Here is a 19,022-nt window from a genome sequence, read left to right on the forward strand (position 1 = left end):
CGCGCCCCCTGGGTCACAGGTCGTTGCCCGCGTACGACAGGTTGAAGCTCTTGTTGGCCAGCGGGAAGTCCGGGACGATCGTCTCCGCCAGCGCGACCGGCAGCGCCGGCCAGTTGAAGAACGACGGGTCGACCACCTTCACCCGGGTCAGCCGTCCGTCCGGGGCGAGTTCGAGGCGGGTGGTGATCGCGCCGCGCCAGCCCTCGACGATGCCGGTGCCCGAGGCGCGGTCCGGGCGCCCGGGCAGCTCCACCACCGTGTCGCCCGCCCGCACCTCCGCCGCCAGCGCGCCCGCGAGGGCCACCGAGGCCCGCGCCTCCTCGGCCCGTACGAGAAAACGCGCGAGCACATCGCCCGTCGTGCGCACCACGAGCTCGGGCGGGCGCACGCCAGGGGCGAACGGGTGCGCGACGCGTGCGTCCGTGCCGAGCCCGCTGGCGCGTGCCACATAGCCGAGGCACCCCAGGTCGCGGGCGTCCTGGGCGCTCAGGCGTGCCGTGCCGGTGAAGCGGTCGCGCACGGTGGCGTGCCCGAGCGCCAGGTCCGCGATCTCCCGGACGTCCGCGCCCACCCGGGCGAGCTCGGCCGGGTCGGGGACGGTCCGCAGCCGGGCGCCGCCCGGCACGACCCCGCCGCGCAGCAGCCGGTGCCCGGTCGTCGCCTCGTTCAGCCGCAGCAGCCGCTCGCGGACTCGCAGGGCATGGGAGTTGAGGACCGAGTGGCCGACGTCGTTGCAGAGCGCGCCGAGGTCGGTGACGTGGTTGTGCAGCCGCTCCAGTTCGAGCAGCAGCGCCCGGGCGTGCTGCGCGCCGGCCGGGACCTCGGCGCCGGTGGCCTCCTCGACGGCCAGGCAGTACGCGAGCGCGTGCCCGACGGCCGTGTCCCCGCTGACCCGCTCGGCCAGCGGCAGCCCGGCCTCGGCCGTCCGCCCCTCGAAGAGCTTCTCGATGCCCTTGTGGACGAACCACAGCCGCGCCTTGAGCCGGATGATCGTCTCGCCCACCACCGAGAAGCGGAAGTGCCCCGGCTCGATGAGCCCCGCGTGCACCGGCCCGACCGGGATCTCGTACACCCCGTCGCCCTCGACGGCGAGGAAGGGGTACGGGCCCTCCTGCTCCCCGAACGGCGGCGCGGCGCCCGCGTCCGGCCGCATCGGGTACCAGCCGCGCGGCCAGTGGAAGTGGCGCACCAGGCGGTGGGGGAGCGGATGGCCGAGCGGTACCACGCCGTGCAGATCCCGCATCTCCCGCTCGAACCGCCCGGCAGGGAAGGAGAGTTGGGCGAGCGTGGGCACGGCGGGGCGCGCCGGATCAAGACGTACGTGGAGTTCCATACGGGTGTCGGGCGGGCCGGTGACGAACAGGTACACCACGCGCACGGCGTCCTCGTCGTGGTGCGCCGAGACGAGCGCGAGCCGGTGCCCGCGGGCCAGCAAGTCGGCGACACGGTCGGGGAGTTCGCGTACCGAGAGGTCGACGCCCTCGGTGACGGGGGTGGTGGTGCGGTTCATCACTGCCCTCCGGCGATGTGCGCGGCCGCGGTGAGCAGCTGAGCGAGGGGGTGCACGGTCAGTCCGAGCGCGGCGCAGCAGCACAGTCCGAGGGCGAGGGGCGCGCCGGCGGCCGGGCCGATGCGCACGGGTGCGGCGGTCGCGGCTCCGGTTCCTTCGGACATGTGGGTGTCCGGCGCCGGGCCGAGCAGCATGCGGGCCGTGCGCACGGCCAGGGCCGCGTACGCGGTGAGGGCCAGGGCGAGCGCGGCGACGACCGGCACCCCCATCTTGGCCGCGAACCCCGCCCGCACCAGGGCGAGTTCGGAGGCGAACAGGGCGAAGGGCGGCAGCCCCAGCAGGGCCACCACCGCGAGCGCCAGAGCCGTGCCGAGCCCCGGCGCCCAGGCGATGAGCCCGCGCACCCGGCCGATCCGGGACGTACGGCGCAGCTGGAGCAGCTGCCCCGAGGCGCAGAACGCGACCGTCTTGGCGAGGCCGTGCCCCGCGATGTGCAGCAGTACGGCGGCGGTGGCGAGCGGGCCGCCGACGGCCGCGCCGAGCGCGATCAGACCCATGTGCTCCATGCTCGAATACGCCAGCATCCGCTTGTAGTCGCGCTGCGCGAGCAGCAGTCCGGCGGCGAGGGCGAGCGTGAGCAGGGCGGCGGTGGCGAGGAGCACGCGGACGAAACCGGGGCCGAGGGCGGCGTCCGCGATCACCTTGTAGCGCAGCACGGCCGTGAACGAGACGGCGAGCAGTACGCCCGACATCAGTGCCGAGACCGGCGCGGGCGCCTGGCTGTGGGCGTCCGGCAGCCAGGCGTGCAGCGGTACGAGCCCGGCCTTCGCTCCGTAGCCGAGGGCGACCAGGGCGATGCCGAGCCGGGTGACGTCGGGGTCGAGGCGGTCCGCGTGCGCGACCAGGACGCGCCAGTCGAGCGCGCCCGCCTCGGGGATTCCCGCGCGGCGGGCCGCGTAGTAGACGAGGACGGTGCCGAGGAAGGCGAGCGCGATGCCGGCGGAGCAGATCACGACGTACTTCCAGGCGGCCTCCACGGAGGTGCGGGTGCGGCGGTGGCCGACGAGGAACGCGGTGACGACGGTCGTGGCCTCGACGGCGACCCACAGGACGCCGAGGTTGCCGGTGAGTACGGCGAGGCACATGGCGGCGAGGAAGGCGTGCACGAGGAGGTGGTAGCGGTGCGCCGTGCGGTCGGCGGCGCGGCCGGCCGCGCGTTCTCCGGCGAGGTAGGCGGGGCCCGCCGCCACGGCGAGGGTGGCGACGGCGCCGACGACCAGCAGCATCCAGACCGTGAGGGCGTCGGCCCGGAGGGTGTCGCCGTAGGCGGAGACGGCGGGGTGCGCCGCGCGCGCGAGTCCGAGGGCGGAGCCGAGAATGACGCCGGGCGCGATGAGCCCGGCGTAAGTTGCCCCACCCCACCCCTTCCCGAAGGCCCTGGGCGGGCGGCCGGGGAATGGGTAAAGGTGTTCTTCTCCCGGGGGCTCCGCCCCCGTCCCCCCGGCGGGGCCTGCGGCCCCTGCACCCCGCTCGGGGCTCCGCCCCGGACCCCAGGCGGGGCTTGCGTTCCTTGCACCCGGCTCGGGGCTCCGCCCCTGCCCCCCGACGGGGCCTGCGGGCTGCCCCGTCCCCCCGGCGCGGCCCGCGGCCCGCGCCCCTTCAGGGGCGCGGGGAACTGCGCGCCCAGCCCCCACGGGCCCGCAGCCGAACGACATCCCGGCGGCCCCCGCACCCCGCACCTCGCTCTGTGGCCGCACGTCTTCAGGGGCGCGGGGAACTGCGCGCCCAGCCCCCACCGGCCCGCGGTCAAACGACATCCCGGCGGCCCCGGCGCCCCGCACCTCGCTCTGTGGCCGCACGTCTTCAGGGGCGCGGGGAACTGCGCGCCCAGCCCCCACGGGCCCGCAGTCAAACAACACGCCAGCGGCCCCCGCGCCCCGCACTTCTTCAGGGGCCCGGGGAACCGCGGGACTGGCCCCGACCGGCCCGCGGTCGCACGACACGCCGGCGGGGCCCGCGCCGGCAGACCGCGCGGCCGGAATCCGCACCCGCGCGTCCGCCCGCTGCGCCGCCACCGCGTACACCGCCGCCACCCCGAGCGGCACGGCCACCGGAGCCGTCAGCAGTAGCTCGGGGAACATGGGCACCTCCAGAAATCCGGAAAGGGACGGCGAAGCCGTCAGTCGTGCAGTTCGTGCAGATCGTCGATATGCGCCACCGACCCGAACGCCTCCCGCATCCGCACCGCGAGGATGTGCAGCACCACCACCGCGAGCAGCAGGTCGAACGAGACGCCGAGTTCGACGATCAGCGGTACTCCGGACGCCGCCAGGAACGCGATGGCGGTGATGCCGTTGTCCAGGAGCAGGAAGCCGATCACCTGGGCCGCCGCGTGCCGCCGCGTCGCCAGGACGAAGAAGCCGATCAGGACCACGGCCAGGCCCACCGGGAGCGCCCGGGTCACCGGCGTCGGGTTCAGCGCCACCAGCGGCCGCGCCACCGCGTACGCGAGGAGCGTGAGCGCCGCCGCCGTGAGCAGCGAACCCGCCCCGTTCACCAGCGGCGGCGAATCGGACGCGTCCGCGACCCCGCTCGGCGCGCGGCGAAGGAGGTAGGGGAGCACTCCGGCCCGCAGCACCCCGATTCCCACCGCCACCGCGACCAGGTCCGCCCGCGCCTCGTGCAGCCCGAGCAGCGCCGCCACCGCCGCGAGAGCGACGCTCTGCCAGGCGAACACCCGTACCACCGCCGCGAGTTCGCGGCGCCACAGCATTACCACCGCGGCCAGCAGGAACGCCCCGCAGGCGAGGTCGAGGAGCTGGGTGAAGACACTGACGCCCAACGCGGCTCACGCTCCGCTCAGGAAGTACGAGGTGGTCACGGCGAGCAGGGACAACAGGAAGGAGCCGGTGAGGAGTTCGGGGACGCGGAACAGTCGCAGCTTCGCCCAGAACACCTCGGCCGCCGCCAGCGCCGAGCCGAGCAGCACCGCCTTCACCGCGAAGCACACCGCGCCCAGGAGCAGCGCGCCCGCCGAGGCGGTCGTCGCGATGCCCCAGGGGGCGAAGAGCGAGACGAGCAGACCGAGCAGGACCGCGAGCCGCATCTGGGCGCCCAGCTCCACCAGCGCCAGGTCGGGGCCCGCGTACTCCAGGACCATCGCCTCGTGGACCATGGTCAGTTCGAGGTGGGTGGAGGGGTTGTCGACCGGGAGCCGGCCCGTTTCCGCGAGGACGGCCACCGCCAGCGCCGCCGTGGCGAGCAGCCCGGCGGGCGAGGCGAGCCGGGCCGGGTCGCGTACCGCGCCGGTGACGATCACGGGCAGGTTCGTGGATCCGGCGGGCAGCGACAGGGCGAAGACCGAGAGCAGGATCGTGGGTTCCACAAGGGCCGCGATCGTCATCTCGCGCGAGGCCCCCATGCCGCCGAACGCCGTCCCGGAGTCGAGCCCGGCCAGCGCCAGCGTCACCGTGCCAAGCGCCAGCAGCGCCACCACCACGATCAGGTCCGAACTCCCGCTCACCGGCGTCCTGGTGGACGCCAGCGGCACCAGCGCCGCGACCACGGCGGTGGTGGCGACGAGCAGGACCGGCGCGGTCCGGAACGCCGGGCCGGTGCCGACCGGGGTGATCGCCTGCTTGCGCAGCTGCTTGCGCAGATCCCGCCACGGCTGGCCCACTCCGGCCCCGACCCGTCCCTCCAGCCTCGCCCGCACCTGCCGCATCACACCCGTGAGCAGCGGCGCGCCCGCCGCGACCAGTCCCACCTGGAGGACGGTCGCGGTCAGTCCCAGGGGAGTCAGCGCGTCGCTCACCAGCCCACCGCCAGCACGACCAGCAGCGAGACCAGGCCGAAGAAGCCGTAGCCGAGGTAGAGGTGGACCGAGCCCGACGCCAGGCGCCGCGAGGCCCGCCCCGCCCAGGACATCGCCTCCAGCACCGGCCGGTACAGCCGGTGCTCGATCCGGTCCGGCACCCGGTGCCGGAACCGTACGCGCTCGACGAGATACGCCGATTCCCGTACGGGCGTGACACTGACGTCCTGTTCGGGCGCGAGCACCTGGTCGAAGACGCGTCGCAGCGGCTCGGCGAACGACGTCGCGGTGTACGCCATGCGCGGGGTCGGCGCGCCGCCGCCGCAGTCCCACAGCCGGGCGCCGGTGCGCCGGGGGCGCCGCGCCACCACCCGTACCAGCGTCACCGTGCCCACGACCGCCGCCGTCAGCGCCGCCGCGACCCACAGCGGCGAGAGCGCGGCCGACACCGCCGACAGGCGCAGCCCCGCGCCACCGCCGAGCGGTGGCTCGGCGCCCACGACCCGTACGACGCGGTCGAGGGCGGGCCCCAACATGCCGGGAAACAGGGCGAGTCCGGCGCAGGCCGCCGCGAGGAGCCCCATTCCGGCGAGTACCGGCGGCGGGCTCTCGTACGCGCCCGCGGCGGCCGTGCCGCGCGGGCGGGCGAAGAAGCCGACGCCAAGGGCCTTCACGAACACCGCCGCCGACAGCCCCGCCGACAGGGCGATCACCGCGACGGCCAGCGGCAGCACGACCGCCGTGGCGATGCCCGGCACCGCGAGCCCGTGGATCAGCGACTGCAGCAGCAGCCACTCCCCGGCGAAGCCGTTGCCCGGCGGCAGCGCCACCGCGCCGAGCGCCCCGAGCGCGAAGAAGGCCGCCGTCACGGGCATCCGCGCCCGCAGCCCGCCGAGCGCGTCCAGGTCCCGCACGCCGGTGGCCCGTACGACGGAACCCGCCGCGCAGAACAACAGGCCCTTGAACGCGGAGTGGTTGACGAGGTGGAGCAGGGCCGCGGCGAGCGCCAGTCCGGCCAGGCGGCGGTCGCCGTCGACCGCGAAGAGCCCGCCCGCGCCGACGCCGATGAGCACCAGGCCCATGTTCTCGCTGGAGGAGTACGCCAGGAGCCGCTTCAGGTCGGCCGCCATCGCCGCCTGGAGCACCCCGTACACCGCGCTCACCCCGCCCGCCGCGAGCAGCCCCAGCCACCACCAGGCCGAGCCGCCGCCGAGCAGGTCGAGGCCGAACCGGACGATCCCGTACACCCCGAGGTTGACCATCGTCGCGCTCATCAGCGCCGAGACGGGGCCGGGTGCCTCGGTGTAGGCGCGCGGCAGCCAGGCGTGCAGCGGGATGATCCCGGCCTTCGAGGTGAACGCGGCCGCGAGCAGGACGAAGACGGTCCCGCGTGCGAACGGCCCCATCCCGTCCGCCCCGGCCCGCAGCGCCGCGAACGTCTCGCCGCCGCACCGCGCCGCGTACAGGCCGAGCCCGGCGAGCAGCAGCACGAAGCCGAGCTGGGTCATGACGGCGTACCAGACCCCGGCCTCCCGCACGGCCCGCCGCTCGCGGTGCTCCCCGAGGACCAGGACCAGCGAGCCGACCGCCATCAGCTCCCAGAGCAGCAGGAAGGTGCTGACGGAGGCGGCCGCCGGGATCAGCACGAGGACCGCGCAGAAGCAGGGGAGCAGCGCCGGGGAGCCGGATCCCGGCCGGTCCGCGAACCCCGCCGCGTACGCCGCGACCGCCAGGACCACCGCCCCCGCCACCGCCATGAACAGGCCGGACAGCGCGTCGACTTCCAGGCGCACCCCGCCGAGCGGCAGCAGCCAGGCGTACGACGCCGACCACCCGGCGCCGCCCAGCGCGGCGCAGCCCGCCGCCAGGCCCGCCGCCCCGACGCCCGCCGTCGCCAGGGTCCCTCCGGTGGCCGCGGCCGCGCTCACCGGCCCGTCACCGTGCGCAGGGCCTCGATGATCCGCTCGGGCCGGGGCGGGCAGCCGGGGACGGTCAGGTCCACGTCGACGACATCGGCGACGGCGCCCTCGACCCCGTGACCCCCGGCGAACACCCCGCAGTCGAGCGCGCAGTCGCCGACCGCGACCACCACACCCGGCTCGGGCATCGCCGCGACCGTGCGGCGCAGCGGCCCGGCCATGTTGCGGGTCACCGGGCCGGTCACCAGGGCCACGTCCGCGTGCCGGGGGGAGGCGACGAGCCGGACGCCGTAGCGCTCGGCGTCGTACACCGGCCCGAAGGCCGCCGCGATCTCGATCTCGCACCCGTTGCACGACCCGGCGTCCACGCACCGCACCTGCGCGGACCCCGCGAGCAGCGGGAAGTTCCCGGGGCCCGGCCGGGGCGGGGCGTCCTCGGCCACCCGTCCGGTGTCACGGATCTTGCGCAGCAGGCTCATGCCCCGCGTAACCCGCCGCGCACGCTCGCCGGTTACGACCGGGGCAGGAGTTTTGACAAGCTTTGGGGCCGTCCAGGGCGGCGGTTGGGACCCGCTAGGGCGGGTGTTGGGACGGGCGCCGAAAGTGATCCACTCCGTTGGCGCACAGGTCCTGCCACGGCGCTCCCGGCCGCGTAACGTGTCCGCATGTCTGCCGCCGATCAAGTAACCCGGACCCTGCCGAGCCGCGAGGCGGCCCGCCCGCTGCGCCGCGACACCGTCCGCCTCGCCCTGGTGGGCCTCGCCCTCGCGCTGGTGTGCGGCGCGGTCCAGCTGGCCACCGGCGCGTGGCGGCTGCCGCTCGGCTGGGACGAGACGGTCTACGTCAGCCAGGTCGACCCCCGGGTGCCCGACGCGTTCTTCAGCGAGCCCAGGGCGCGCGGCGTCAGCTGGCTGGCCGCGCCCGCCGCGCAGCTCACCGGCTCGGTGCCGGTGCTGCGCGCCTGGATGCTGCTGCTCGCCGCCGCCGGACTCGTGATCGCCTTCCAGCCGTGGCTGACGCTGGTGGGCCGCCGGGTGGTGCTGACCGCGGCGGTGCTCTTCGCCGGCCTGTGGGTGGTGCAGTTCTACGCGGGCGAGGTCATGCCCAATCTGTACGTGGCGTACGGGGCGACGGCGGGTGCGGGGTGGTTCCTGCGCGGCGCGGCCGACCCCGACCGGCGGCGCGGCCCGCTGTACGCGCTCGCGCTGAGCGTGGCGTTCACCGCCCTGGTACGGCCGTACGACGGCGGCTATCTGGCCGTCGCGCTGCTCGTGGCGGTCCTCGCGGTACGGGCCTGGCGGCAGCCGCGCCTGGCCGTGGCCGTGCTCGCGGGCCTGGCGGCCGGGGTGCTGCCCTGGGTGATCGAGGCGTACGCGCGCTTCGGCGGTCTGCTGGAGCGGATCAAGGGCGCGGGCGACGCGCAGGGCGGGCTCAGCCTGCACAACGCCCTCGGGATGAACCTGGAGACGCTCAACGGCCCGCTGCTCTGCCGCCCCTGCACCTCCGGCTGGCCCAACCCGCACACCACCGCGGTGTGGTGGCTGGCCCTGCCCCTGCTCACCGCACTCGGGGTGCTCCTCGCCTCCCGCGTCGGGCGCGCGCGTGAGGCCCTGCTCGCGGTGTGGTGCGCGGCGGCGCTCGCGGTGCCGTACCTCTTCGGCATCGGCTACGCGGCCCCGCGCTTCCTGATCCCGGCGTACGCGCTGCTCGCGCTGGTCGTCGCCGAGTGCGCGGTCGGTGCGGTGCGGTCGGCGCAGGGGCGGTGGCGCGTGGTCGCGGCCGTCGCGGTCGCGGTGTGCGTGGCGCTCCAGCTCTCCGGCCAGTACGCGATCATGGCCAAGCGCACGGCACGCCAGCAGGACCTGCGGGCCGACGACCAGTGGCTGGTGGCCCGGCTCGCGGACGACGGCATCCGGCCGCCCTGCACGATCGTCGGCGACGAGTCGCAGCCGCAGGCCTTCTACGGGGGCTGCTCCTCGCAGGCCAGCGACCGCCGGAACACCACGGCGACCGTGCCCGGCGTCCTGGCGGCGGCCCGCCGCACCCCGCTGGCCCTGGTCCAGTACGGACCGCGGCCGCCCGCGTACGCCCGCACCTGGCCCGGCCACAAGGTGGTCACTCCGCGCACGGCGACGGTCTGGTACGTCTTCCTCGCGCCCCGGCCCCGCGCTTGAATCACCGGGGGCCGCGGAGGGCGGTCTCCGTTAGGATATTTGCATGGGAGCGCAAGTTGAGGGCTGGGACACGGAGAGCGCGGACCGTGCCGTCGCGGTACTGAAGGCGGTCGCCGATCCGTCGCGCTACCGGCTGCTGTGGGCGCTGAGCGGCGCCGAGCTGCCGGTGAGCGCCCTCGCCGAGCTCCTGGGCGCGCATGTCGCCGCGACCTCCCAGCACCTGGCCCGGCTGCGGGCCGCGGGCCTGGTGACCTCGCGTCGAGAGGGCACCCGCATCTACTACCGGGCCGCCGGCCCCGGCGTACGCAGCCTCCTGGAGGAGGCGTCCCTGGTCGCCCGCACGGCCTCGGCCGCCGAGGCCCCCGCCGCCGAGGCGACGCCGGACGCCGCCCCGGCCACCCAGGAACGCCCGGCCCGGGCGCCGCGCGCGGTGGGAGTGCGACGGGCCGCGCTGGGCAAGTGAGCTGATCCGGCTGAGGAGTCGACCGGCCCGTACGGGTGTCGGCGGGCGCGGGAATCCGGGTGCGGAAAATCAGTTGGCCGCCGTTCGGGGGCGGCGTTATGGTGACTGAGTTCCGTGCGGCGGCCGTTGGCCCGCGCGCTCGGCCGAGAGACTGACCCTGGGATCGATACGGGAGGTGTGACTGATGGCTGTCATTGCGATGGGCGCTGCCCTCATCCAGATATGCGTCACCTCCACTCCCGTGGCCGCCGGCTGACACTCTCGCAGTGCCGGGGCCACCCTTCGAAGGGTCACCCCTTGTCTTCCTCTTCTGCTTCGCAGCAGTCGCAGCACGTCTCCAACTCCCCGTCCGCAGCGCCGCTTTCCGCAGTGGCACAGCCCGTCGATCCGCGGGCCGCCCACCCGCTGTCTCCTTATGGCTGGGACGACGCCTGGGCCGCGGAGTTCGCCCCGTACGCCGAGCGCGGGCTGCTGCCCGGGCGGGTCGTCCGGGTCGACCGGGGCCAGTGCGACATCGTCACCGAAGGCGGGCCGCTGCGCGCCGACACGACGTATGTCACCCCGCACGACCCGATGCGGGTGATCTGCACCGGCGACTGGGCGGCCGTCGATCCCGGCGGCGACCCGAGGTTCGTCCGCGCGTATCTGCCGCGCCGTACCGCCTTCGTCCGCAACACCTCGTCCAACCGGTCCGAGGGACAGATCCTCGCGGCCAACGTGGACCACGCCATCATCGCGGTCTCGCTCGCCGCCGAGCTCGAACTGGGCCGGATCGAGCGGTTCCTGGCGCTGGCCTGGGAGTCGGGCGCGCAACCGCTCGTCGTCCTGACCAAGGCCGACCTGGTGCCTGACCCGGTCGGGCTCGCCCATCTCGTCCAGGACGTCGAGACCACCGCGCCCGGCGTCTCGGTGCTGGCCGTCAGCTCGGAGACCGGCGAGGGCGTCGAGGTGCTGCGGGCGATCGTCTCGGGCGGCACCAGCGTGCTGCTCGGGCAGTCCGGCGCGGGCAAGTCCACGCTGGCCAACGCGCTGCTCGGCGCGGACGTGATGGAGGTGCAGGCCATCCGTGACGTCGACGGCAAGGGCCGGCACACCACCACCACGCGCAACCTGCTCGCGCTGCCCGGCGGGGGCGTGCTCATCGACACGCCCGGGCTGCGCGGGGTGGGCCTGTGGGACGCCGAGACCGGCGTCGGGCAGGTCTTCGCCGAGATCGAGGAGCTGGCCCGCGACTGCCGCTTCCACGACTGCGCCCACGAGGCGGAGCCGGGGTGCGCGGTGCTCGCGGCGATCGAGGACGGCTCGCTGGCCGAGCGCCGCCTCGACAGCTTCCGCAAGCTGATCCGCGAGAACCGCCGGATCGTCGCCAAGACCGACGCCCGGCTGCGTAACGAGATCCGCCGCGACTGGCGCCTGAAGTCGGCGGAGGGCCGCGCCAACATGGCGGCCAAGCGGGGCCGCGGCCGCTGACGCGGTGCGGGGCGGGGCGGGAATCGGGTGCGGCGTCCACGCGTGGGGCTGGAAGTGCCTTCGTTCGGCTGCGGACCGTGCGTGGGTGGTCGCTCCCCCAAGTTCTCGGCTCCGCTCGAACAGAGGGGACCCCCATCGCGGCGGAGCCGCACATCGACACAGCCCCGCGCCCCTGATGGGCGCGCCGGACCGCGGCGGACTTCCACGAGGGCGCTGGGAAACGCCGTGTCCGATTCCCGCCAGCCGACGCGCCCCCGGCCCCGCACACTGGACCTATGACGCATGACGAGGGCCCGTACGACACGGGCGTCGGCGACCCCGACCGGAACCGGTACGAAGCGGTCAGCAGTCGTGACGCCCGGTTCGACGGCGAGTTCTTCTTCGCCGTGTCGACCACCGGCATCTACTGCCGCCCGAGCTGCCCGGCCGTCACGCCCAAGCGCCGCAACGTCCGCTTCTTCCCGACCGCCGCCGCGGCCCAGGGCCACGGCTTCCGCGCCTGCCGCCGCTGCCGCCCGGACGCGGTGCCGGGCTCGGCGGAGTGGAACGTGCGCGCCGACGTGGTGGGCCGCGCCGTGCGGCTCATCGGGGACGGCGTGGTGGACCGCGAGGGCGTCCCCGGGCTCGCCGGGCGGCTCGGCTACAGCACCCGCCAGGTCCAGCGCCAGCTCACCGCCGAGCTCGGCGCGGGCCCGGTCGCCCTCGCCCGGGCCCAGCGCGCCCACACCGCGCGCGTACTGCTCCAGACCACCGGGCTGCCGGTCACCGAGATCGCCTTCGCGGCCGGGTTCGCCAGCGTGCGGCAGTTCAACGACACCATCCGGCAGATCTACGCCCGTACGCCGAGCGCGCTGCGCGAGGAGGCGGGCACCAAGGCCACCCGGGCGCGCGCCGCGTTCGCCGCCGGGATCCCGCTGCGCCTGGCGCACCGGGGCCCGTACGACACGGGCGCGGTCTTCGACCTGCTCGCCGAGGAGGCCGTCGACCGGGTCGAGGAGATGACCGGCACCCCTGGCGCCCGCACCTACCGCCGCACCCTGCGCCTGCCGTACGGCACCGGCATCGTGGCCGTCGACGAGGCGCGTCCGCGCCGGGGCGGCTGGCTTGAGGCCCGTATCCACCTCACCGACCTGCGCGATCTCACCACCGCCGTGCAGCGGCTGCGACGTCTGTTCGACCTGGACGCCGATCCGTACGCCGTCGACGAGCGGCTCGCCGCCGACCCCCGGCTGGCCCCGCTGGTCGCGGCCCGCCCCGGGCTGCGCTCGCCGGGCGCCGCCGACCCGGACGAGTACGCGGTACGGGCGCTGGTGGGCCGGCGGGCGGCGGGGGAGCTCGTCGAGGCGTACGGGAAGCGCCTGGACGTGCCGTGCGGCGCCCTCACCCATCTCTTCCCCGAGCCCGCCACGCTCGCCGCACACCCGGACCCGGCCCTGGCCGCCCTCGCCACCGCGCTCGCCGACACCACCCTGCGGCTCGACGCGGGCGCCGACCGGGACGAGGCCGTCCGGGTGCTGCGCACGCTGCCCGGCCTCGACGCGCCCACGATCGCGTTGGTCCGGGCGCGGTCGCTGGGCGAGCCGGACGTGGATTTCGGCGGTGGCGGCGGCGCGGACGAACTCTGGCGACCCTGGCGCTCGTACGCCCACCGGCACCTGCTCACCGCCGCACCTGCTCGCTGCCACGGCGAAGGGGCGTGACAGGGCTCGGGTCATGATCACGACTGCCCGTCGGGCCGCCGTCGCGGCCCCGCCGACGCGCGCCCCCCGCCCCCGTCTGCGAACGTCGGTACATGATCCGTCTCGCCCGCCTCCCTCTGGAGCGGTGGTCGGCGTTCGTGCCGGCGCTCGCCATCGTGCTGCTCGCGCTCACCTGGGGGCGGTCGCTGCCCGCCCAGATCGTCGCGCTCGTGGCCTGTCTTCTGGCGGGTGCGGTGCTGGCGGCGGTGCACCACGCCGAGGTGGTGGCGCACCGGGTCGGCGAGCCGTTCGGCTCCCTCGTGCTCGCGGTCGCGGTGACGATCATCGAGGTCGCGCTGATCGTCACCCTGATGTCCGACGGCGGCGACAAGAACGCCACCCTCGCCCGCGACACCGTCTTCGCCGCCGTGATGATCACCTGCAACGGCATCGTCGGCGTCTGTCTGCTCATCGGCGCGCTGCGCCGCAAACTGGCCGTCTTCAACGCCGAGGGCACCGGCGCCGCCTTCGCCACGGTCACCACGCTCGCCGGGCTCAGTCTGGTCCTGCCGACGTTCACCACCAGCAAGCCGGGCCCGGAGTTCTCGCCCGCGCAGCTCGTCTTCGCGGCCCTCGCCTCGGTCGCCCTGTACGGGCTCTTCGTCGCCACCCAGACCGTGCGCCACCGTGACTACTTCCTGCCCGTCACCCAGCAGGGCGAGGTGATGGCGGAGGAGCACGCCGATCCGCCGTCCGCCCGTACCGCGCTGATCAGCGTCGGCCTGCTCGGGGTGGCCCTGGTCGCGGTGGTGGGCCTGGCCAAGGGCGTCTCGCCGACCATCGAGAGCGGGGTGGCGGCCGCCGGGCTGCCCGCCTCGGTCGTCGGCGTGGTCATCGCGCTGCTCGTGCTGCTGCCCGAGACCATCGCCGCGAGCCGGGCCGCCGTCCGTGACCGGGTGCAGACCAGCCTCAATCTGGCGCTCGGCTCGGCGATGGCGAGCATCGGCCTGACCATTCCGGCCGTCGCGCTGGCGTCGGTCTGGCTGTCGGGGCCGCTGGTCCTTGGGCTCGGCGCCAGCCATATGGTGCTGCTCGCGCTGACCGTCGGGGTGGGCATCCTGACCTTCGTCCCGGGCCGCGCCACGCTGATGCAGGGCGGCGTCCACCTGGCCCTCTTCGCCGGATACGTGGTGCTCGCGGTCAGCCCCTGAACCCGCGGCCGATTATCGCCTCTCCTCAACTCGCCTGCGCGGCCACCCTGTTGACGCGGCCTCGCCCGTGGGCGCACGATCGAAATATAGATGCTAGATACATCTGAATCGGCCGGGTCAGGGACGGGCTCGGCCGGGAAGCAGGAGGCACCGCATGTGCGGCATCACCGGCTGGCTCTCCTTCGACCGTGATCTGCGCGCCGAACAGGACACCGTCGACGCGATGACCGAGACGATGGACTGCCGGGGCCCCGACGACCGGGGCACCTGGATCAGCGGCCCCGCGGCCCTCGGCCACCGCCGACTCGCGATCATCGACCTGCCGGGCGGCCGCCAGCCGATGACCGCCCGTACCGAGAAGGGAAGCGTCGTCCTCGTCTACTCGGGGGAGACGTACAACTTCACCGACCTGCGCCACGAACTCGCCGCGCGCGGCCACCGGTTCACCACCCAGTCGGACACCGAGGTCGTGCTGCGCGGCTACCTCGAATGGGGCGAGGCGGTCGCCGACCGGCTCAACGGCATGTACGCGTTCGCCGTCTGGGACGAGCCCCGGCAGCGCCTGGTCATGATCCGCGACCGGATGGGGATCAAGCCGTTCTACTACTACGAGACGCCCGACGGCGTGCTCTTCGGCTCCGAGCCCAAGGCGATCCTCGCCAACCCGCTGGCCCGCCGCACGGTCTCGCTGGACGGGCTGCGCGAGCTGTTCGTCATGGTCAAGACACCCGGCCAGGCCGTCTGGGACGGCATGAAGGAGGTCGAGCCGGGCACCGTCGTCACCGTCGACCGCGACGGCCTGCGCCGGCACGTCTACTGGTCCCTTCCTACCCGGCCGCACGACGACGGGCGGGACGCCACGGTCACCCATGTCCGGGACCTGCTCGACGACATCGTGCGCCGCCAGCTCGTCGCCGACGTACCGCGCTGCGTACTGCTCTCCGGCGGGCTCGACTCCTCGGCGCTGACCGGTCTTGCCGCCCGCCGCCTGGCCGCCAAGGGCGAGCGCGTGCGCAGCTTCGCGGTCGACTTCGCGGGCCGCACCGAGAACTTCGTCGCCGACGAGCTGCGCCCCACCCCCGACAGCCCGTACGCCCACGACGTGGCCCGCGGCGCCCGGACCCGGCACCAGGACATCGTCCTCGACTCGCACGCCCTGGCCGACCAGGAGTTGCGCGCCCGGGTCATCCGCGCCCGCGACCTGCCGACCGGGCTCGGCGACCTCGACACCTCGCTCCACCTGCTCTTCCAGGCCGTCCGCGAGCACTCGACGGTCGCGCTCTCCGGCGAGTCCGCCGACGAGGTCTTCGGCGGCTACCGGCAGTTCTTCGACCCGGAGGCCCGCACCGCCCGCACCTTCCCCTGGCTCGTACGCCACAAGGACCACTTCGGTGACGGGACCTCGCTGCTGCGGCCCGAGGTGAACGCCGCGCTCGACCTCACGTCGTTCGTCCGCGACAGCTACGACACGGCAGCCGCCGGGGTCCAACGCCTCGACGGCGAGAGCGACTTCGAGTACCGGATGCGGGTGATGAGCCACCTGCATCTGACCCGGTTCGTACGGGTGCTGCTCGACCGCAAGGACCGCGCCAGCATGGCCGTGGGCCTCGAAGTGCGGGTGCCGTTCTGCGACCACCGGCTCGTCGAGTACGTGTACAACGCGCCCTGGTCGCTGAAGTCGTTCGACGGGCGCGAGAAGAGCCTGCTGCGGGAGGCGGCGGCGGATGTGCTGCCGCGGTCGGTCTACGACCGGGTGAAGAGCCCGTACCCCTCGACACAGGACCCCAAGTACGCCGTCGCCCTCCAGGAACACGGCAAGGATCTGCTCTCCCGGAGCGGCCACCCCGTCTTCGCACTCGTCGACCGCGAGCTCCTGTCGGCGGCCGTACGGGTCGAGGCGCCGCAGACCACCCAGGCGGCCCGGACCGGGCTTGAACACGCGCTCGACCTGGCGCTGTGGATCGACATGTACGCGCCCGGGATTACACTCGCCTGACTTTCCCCGGGAGTTCCCGGGGTGCGGGCCATTCGGTGCGGGGGCGGCGACGGGCGATGATCATCGACGACGATGCGGCGCTGCAGCTCGTGATCTCGCTGCACCGGCTGCTGCGCGGGCTGCGCCGGGCCGCTCCCGCCGACGGGATCCAGCCGACCCAGATCGTGGTGCTCTCGCTGCTCGCCGAGAGCGGGCCCGCCCGCATCGGCGAGCTCGCGGCGCGGGTGCCGTGCTCCCAGCCGACCGCGACGGCCGCGGTGGCGGGGCTTGAGGCCGCCGGGCTGGTACTGCGCCAGTCCGACCCCACGGACGGGCGGGCCGTGCGGATCGTGCTGACGTCACACGGCGCCCGGGCGCTGGTGGACGCCGCGCGGGCCGAGGCGGAGGTGCTGGCCTGGCGGCTGGGGGCGTTGGCCGACGAGGAGGCCCGGGCCGTCGTCGCGCTCGGGCCGTTGCTGCGTCGGCTGGCCGAGGCGGCGCACGACGGGTCCGACCCGGCGAGTCGGAGGTGACGCGGGGAGGTGGGCCCCTTAGGGCCTGTCCGGTGGATCTTGCCTGGGACGCGGGGGTGTGGCACGCCCATCTGCCGCGTTGTCGTCGGTTGCCGACTCCCCCAAGCTCTCGGCTCCGCTCGACCAGGGGGCACCCCCACGCGTCGCCGCCCTCCTCCGCCTTGCAGCATTGGGGTCTCCCCTGCTCGAACGAGGTTGAGAGCTTGGGGAAGCACCACGCCCCCGCTCACCAGCACCGAAACGGCGTCCCGGACCGAAGGCGGCCAGATCCACCGGACAGGCCCTAAGCGCCCTCCTCCAAGCCCCAGCTGTGGATCTTCCTCGGGTGGATGCGGATCAGTTCCTCGCTGAAGTGCGGTCCCAACTCGTGCGGGCCCGTGAGGAGTTCGGCCTCGCCGCGGATCTCCACTCCGCGCACCTTCCACGGCCGGACGCTGACCACGTCGTCCACGACCAGGGCGAGTCTCGGGTTGGCCAGGAGGTTGCGCCACTTCTTCGTCGTGCCGAGGGCGTGGCCGCCGATGAGGATCGTGCCGTCGTCCTGCGGGAAGAAACCGACCGGGTTGGCCTGCGGCTGGCCCTTGGCGTCCACGGTCGCCAGCCGTCCGAGGCGCTGGGTCCGCAGGTACGCGCGCTCGGCCGCGCTGAATTCGCTCATGCCTCCAGCGTCACAGGCTCAGCCCCAGATGACCACGCCCATCCACGCCCCCACCACCAGCAGGCACGCCAGAAGCTCCACCAGGACCGAGTAGCCACCGGCCCGCAGCACCGTACGGGCCGACGTCCAGCCCGCCCCGTGGCTGCCCAGGCGCACCCGTTCGGCCCCGTAGAGGCCGCCCAGGAAGCCCGCGACCGCGCCCACCACCGGGAGCAGGAAGAAGCCGACGATCGCGGCGATCCCGCCGGTCAGGAGCGAGCGGCGGGGTACTCCCGCCTCCTTCAGGCGCCGGGGCGGCAGGACGAGCTTGAGGGACTGGGCGATCAGGAGCAGCGCCGTGGACCCGGCCAGCACCGCCCAGGCCGGGCCCGTCGTGTCGGTGAGGGCCCACCACGCCACGGCCGCCCAGACGATCGCCTGCCCCGGCACACCGGGCACGAGCACGCCGAACAGGCCGAGGAGCATCACCAGGCCCATCTCCAGGAGCTGCCACACGCCCACCTGCCCAGCGTGCAGGAAACGGACCGTTTCCGCAGTTCTGCGGGAGGCGCGGACCCCGGGTACGGCCGGATCCCGCCCCCGGAGACCTACCGGGCGACCCACCCCCGCTCATACGCGTGCCACCCCAGCTGCAGCCGAGTCGTCACGCCCGTCAGCTCCATCAGGCCCTTCACCCGGCGCTGCACGGTTCGCAGCCCGAGCTCCAGCTGTTTCGCCACGCTCGCGTCCGTCATCCCGGCGAGGAGCAGCGACAACACCTCCAGGTCCGTCGCGTCGGGGCCCACCGACTCCTCCCGTATGCCCGCACCCCCGCCCGCGAGCCGCAGTGGCAGCGCGTCCCGCCAGACCGCCTCGAACAGGCCCGCCAGGGACTCCAGGAGGCCGCTGGCGTGCACCACCAGGGCCGCGGGCTCCGCGCCGCGGCCGGTCAGCGGGACCATCGCGAGGGTGCGGTCGGCGATCACCAGCTTGGTGGGCACCCGGTCCACCGTCCGTACCTGCTCGTCGCGGCCGAGCGCCGCCGTCAGCTCGGTGATCCCGTCGGGCGCGGCCAGCACCGCGCGCTCGATGACCACCCGGTAGGCCACGCCCCGGGCCGCCGCCCGCTCCTCGGAGTCGTTGTCCAGGCCGGTCACCGCGATCGGATCGCCGGTGACCAGGGCGCACACCTCCTCGGTCGCGCCCAGCTGGAGCTGGTGGAAGCGGTGGGCGACGGCGGACGCGCCGGTCACCACCTCCACCAGGTCGTGCACGGCGGGCTCGGCGGCCTCGGCCCGGTACTCCTCGGCGAGCAGCGCCGCCGCCAGCTCCGCCCGCTCCAGCTCATGGCGCTGCTGGGTGAGCAGGGCGCCGAGCGCGACCCCCGGCGGGGCCGCCACCCAGCGGCCGGTCCTGGCCGACGACTGGGCGGCGAGGCCCTGGCGCTCCAGGCGCCGCAGCGCGCGCTCGGTCTCCGTCTCGGGCAGCGCCAGGCGGTGCGCCAGGTCCGCGACCTCCGCCGCGCCCACCGCCACCAGCGTCCGGTACGCCGACTCCTGCGTCTCGTCGAGGCCTATCGCTCCCAGCACCTCGTCGCCCCCTCTCGCGCCGGGGTCCGCGCGTGGCGGAAAACGGCC

At 74.7% G+C, this 19,022-nt stretch carries 16 protein-coding genes; 7 read left to right on the plus strand and 9 right to left on the minus strand.

Annotation, left to right across the window (positions count from 1 at the left end):
- Window positions 1–13: 13 nt before the first annotated feature.
- From ACGFRG_RS14215 to ACGFRG_RS14240, 6 genes are all read right to left on the minus strand, one after another.
- Window positions 14–1,510 (minus strand): NADH-quinone oxidoreductase subunit C, encoded by a 1,497-nt coding sequence (locus ACGFRG_RS14215; protein ID WP_393263839.1) that lies wholly within the window; start codon window positions 1,508–1,510, stop codon window positions 14–16.
- Window positions 1,510–2,796, minus strand: coding sequence for a proton-conducting transporter membrane subunit (locus ACGFRG_RS14220; RefSeq protein ID WP_393263841.1), 1,287 nt, complete (start codon window positions 2,794–2,796; stop codon window positions 1,510–1,512). The genes ACGFRG_RS14215 and ACGFRG_RS14220 overlap by 1 nt, the downstream gene beginning before the upstream one ends.
- 893 nt (window positions 2,797–3,689) lie before the next feature.
- Window positions 3,690–4,352 carry a hypothetical protein gene (locus ACGFRG_RS14225; protein ID WP_361424654.1) on the minus strand — a complete coding sequence of 221 codons (663 nt, stop codon included), beginning with the start codon at window positions 4,350–4,352 and terminating at the stop codon, window positions 3,690–3,692.
- Between the two features lie 6 nt (window positions 4,353–4,358).
- Window positions 4,359–5,324, minus strand: coding sequence for an NADH-quinone oxidoreductase subunit H (locus tag ACGFRG_RS14230; RefSeq protein ID WP_361424657.1), 966 nt, complete (start codon window positions 5,322–5,324; stop codon window positions 4,359–4,361).
- Window positions 5,321–7,252, minus strand: a complete 1,932-nt coding sequence (locus ACGFRG_RS14235) for a proton-conducting transporter membrane subunit (RefSeq protein ID WP_393263843.1) — start codon at window positions 7,250–7,252, stop codon at window positions 5,321–5,323. The genes ACGFRG_RS14230 and ACGFRG_RS14235 overlap by 4 nt, the downstream gene beginning before the upstream one ends.
- Window positions 7,249–7,722 (minus strand): oxidoreductase, encoded by a 474-nt coding sequence (locus ACGFRG_RS14240; protein WP_361424663.1) that lies wholly within the window; start codon window positions 7,720–7,722, stop codon window positions 7,249–7,251. The genes ACGFRG_RS14235 and ACGFRG_RS14240 overlap by 4 nt, the downstream gene beginning before the upstream one ends.
- Before the next feature lie 186 nt (window positions 7,723–7,908).
- Here ACGFRG_RS14240 and ACGFRG_RS14245 point away from each other — a divergent pair, with 186 nt between their 5' ends.
- The 7 genes from ACGFRG_RS14245 (at window position 7,909) to ACGFRG_RS14275 (ending at window position 16,748) form a co-directional block, all read left to right on the plus strand.
- Window positions 7,909–9,417, plus strand: a complete 1,509-nt coding sequence (locus ACGFRG_RS14245) for a hypothetical protein (RefSeq protein ID WP_393263845.1) — start codon at window positions 7,909–7,911, stop codon at window positions 9,415–9,417.
- Between the two features lie 43 nt (window positions 9,418–9,460).
- The gene (locus ACGFRG_RS14250; RefSeq protein WP_393263847.1) at window positions 9,461–9,880 is read left to right on the plus strand and encodes an ArsR/SmtB family transcription factor; all 420 of its coding nucleotides are present in this window, start codon (window positions 9,461–9,463) and stop codon (window positions 9,878–9,880) included.
- A gap of 369 nt (window positions 9,881–10,249) precedes the next feature.
- The gene (gene rsgA / locus ACGFRG_RS14255) at window positions 10,250–11,350 is read left to right on the plus strand and encodes a ribosome small subunit-dependent GTPase A (RefSeq protein ID WP_393263849.1); all 1,101 of its coding nucleotides are present in this window, start codon (window positions 10,250–10,252) and stop codon (window positions 11,348–11,350) included.
- Window positions 11,351–11,625: 275 nt separating this feature from the next.
- The gene (locus ACGFRG_RS14260; RefSeq protein WP_393263851.1) at window positions 11,626–13,050 is read left to right on the plus strand and encodes an AlkA N-terminal domain-containing protein; all 1,425 of its coding nucleotides are present in this window, start codon (window positions 11,626–11,628) and stop codon (window positions 13,048–13,050) included.
- Window positions 13,051–13,142: 92 nt separating this feature from the next.
- Window positions 13,143–14,240, plus strand: coding sequence for a calcium:proton antiporter (locus ACGFRG_RS14265; RefSeq protein ID WP_393263853.1), 1,098 nt, complete (start codon window positions 13,143–13,145; stop codon window positions 14,238–14,240).
- Window positions 14,241–14,394: 154 nt separating this feature from the next.
- Window positions 14,395–16,236: an asparagine synthase (glutamine-hydrolyzing) gene (asnB, locus tag ACGFRG_RS14270; RefSeq protein ID WP_393263855.1), complete on the plus strand. Its 1,842-nt coding sequence runs from the start codon at window positions 14,395–14,397 to the stop codon at window positions 16,234–16,236.
- Between the two features lie 56 nt (window positions 16,237–16,292).
- On the plus strand, window positions 16,293–16,748 hold the full coding sequence (locus tag ACGFRG_RS14275) for a MarR family winged helix-turn-helix transcriptional regulator (RefSeq protein WP_393263856.1): 456 nt from the start codon (window positions 16,293–16,295) through the stop codon (window positions 16,746–16,748).
- 283 nt (window positions 16,749–17,031) lie between these two features.
- On the opposite strand, the gene ACGFRG_RS14280 is transcribed toward ACGFRG_RS14275, so the two are convergent.
- The 3 genes from ACGFRG_RS14280 to ACGFRG_RS14290 all read right to left on the minus strand — a co-directional run bounded on the left by ACGFRG_RS14280 (window position 17,032) and on the right by ACGFRG_RS14290 (window position 18,974).
- On the minus strand, window positions 17,032–17,406 hold the full coding sequence (locus ACGFRG_RS14280; RefSeq protein ID WP_361424687.1) for a PPOX class F420-dependent oxidoreductase: 375 nt from the start codon (window positions 17,404–17,406) through the stop codon (window positions 17,032–17,034).
- 18 nt (window positions 17,407–17,424) lie between these two features.
- A complete protein-coding gene (locus ACGFRG_RS14285; RefSeq protein ID WP_361424690.1) occupies window positions 17,425–17,907 on the minus strand; it encodes a DUF456 domain-containing protein in 483 nt (160 codons plus the stop codon).
- 86 nt (window positions 17,908–17,993) lie between these two features.
- Window positions 17,994–18,974 (minus strand): helix-turn-helix domain-containing protein, encoded by a 981-nt coding sequence (locus ACGFRG_RS14290; protein WP_393263857.1) that lies wholly within the window; start codon window positions 18,972–18,974, stop codon window positions 17,994–17,996.
- Window positions 18,975–19,022 lie beyond the last annotated feature (48 nt).

Source organism: Streptomyces sp. NPDC048696 (genome assembly GCF_043198895.1).
In the GTDB taxonomy this organism is placed as follows: Bacteria; Actinomycetota; Actinomycetes; order Streptomycetales; family Streptomycetaceae; genus Streptomyces.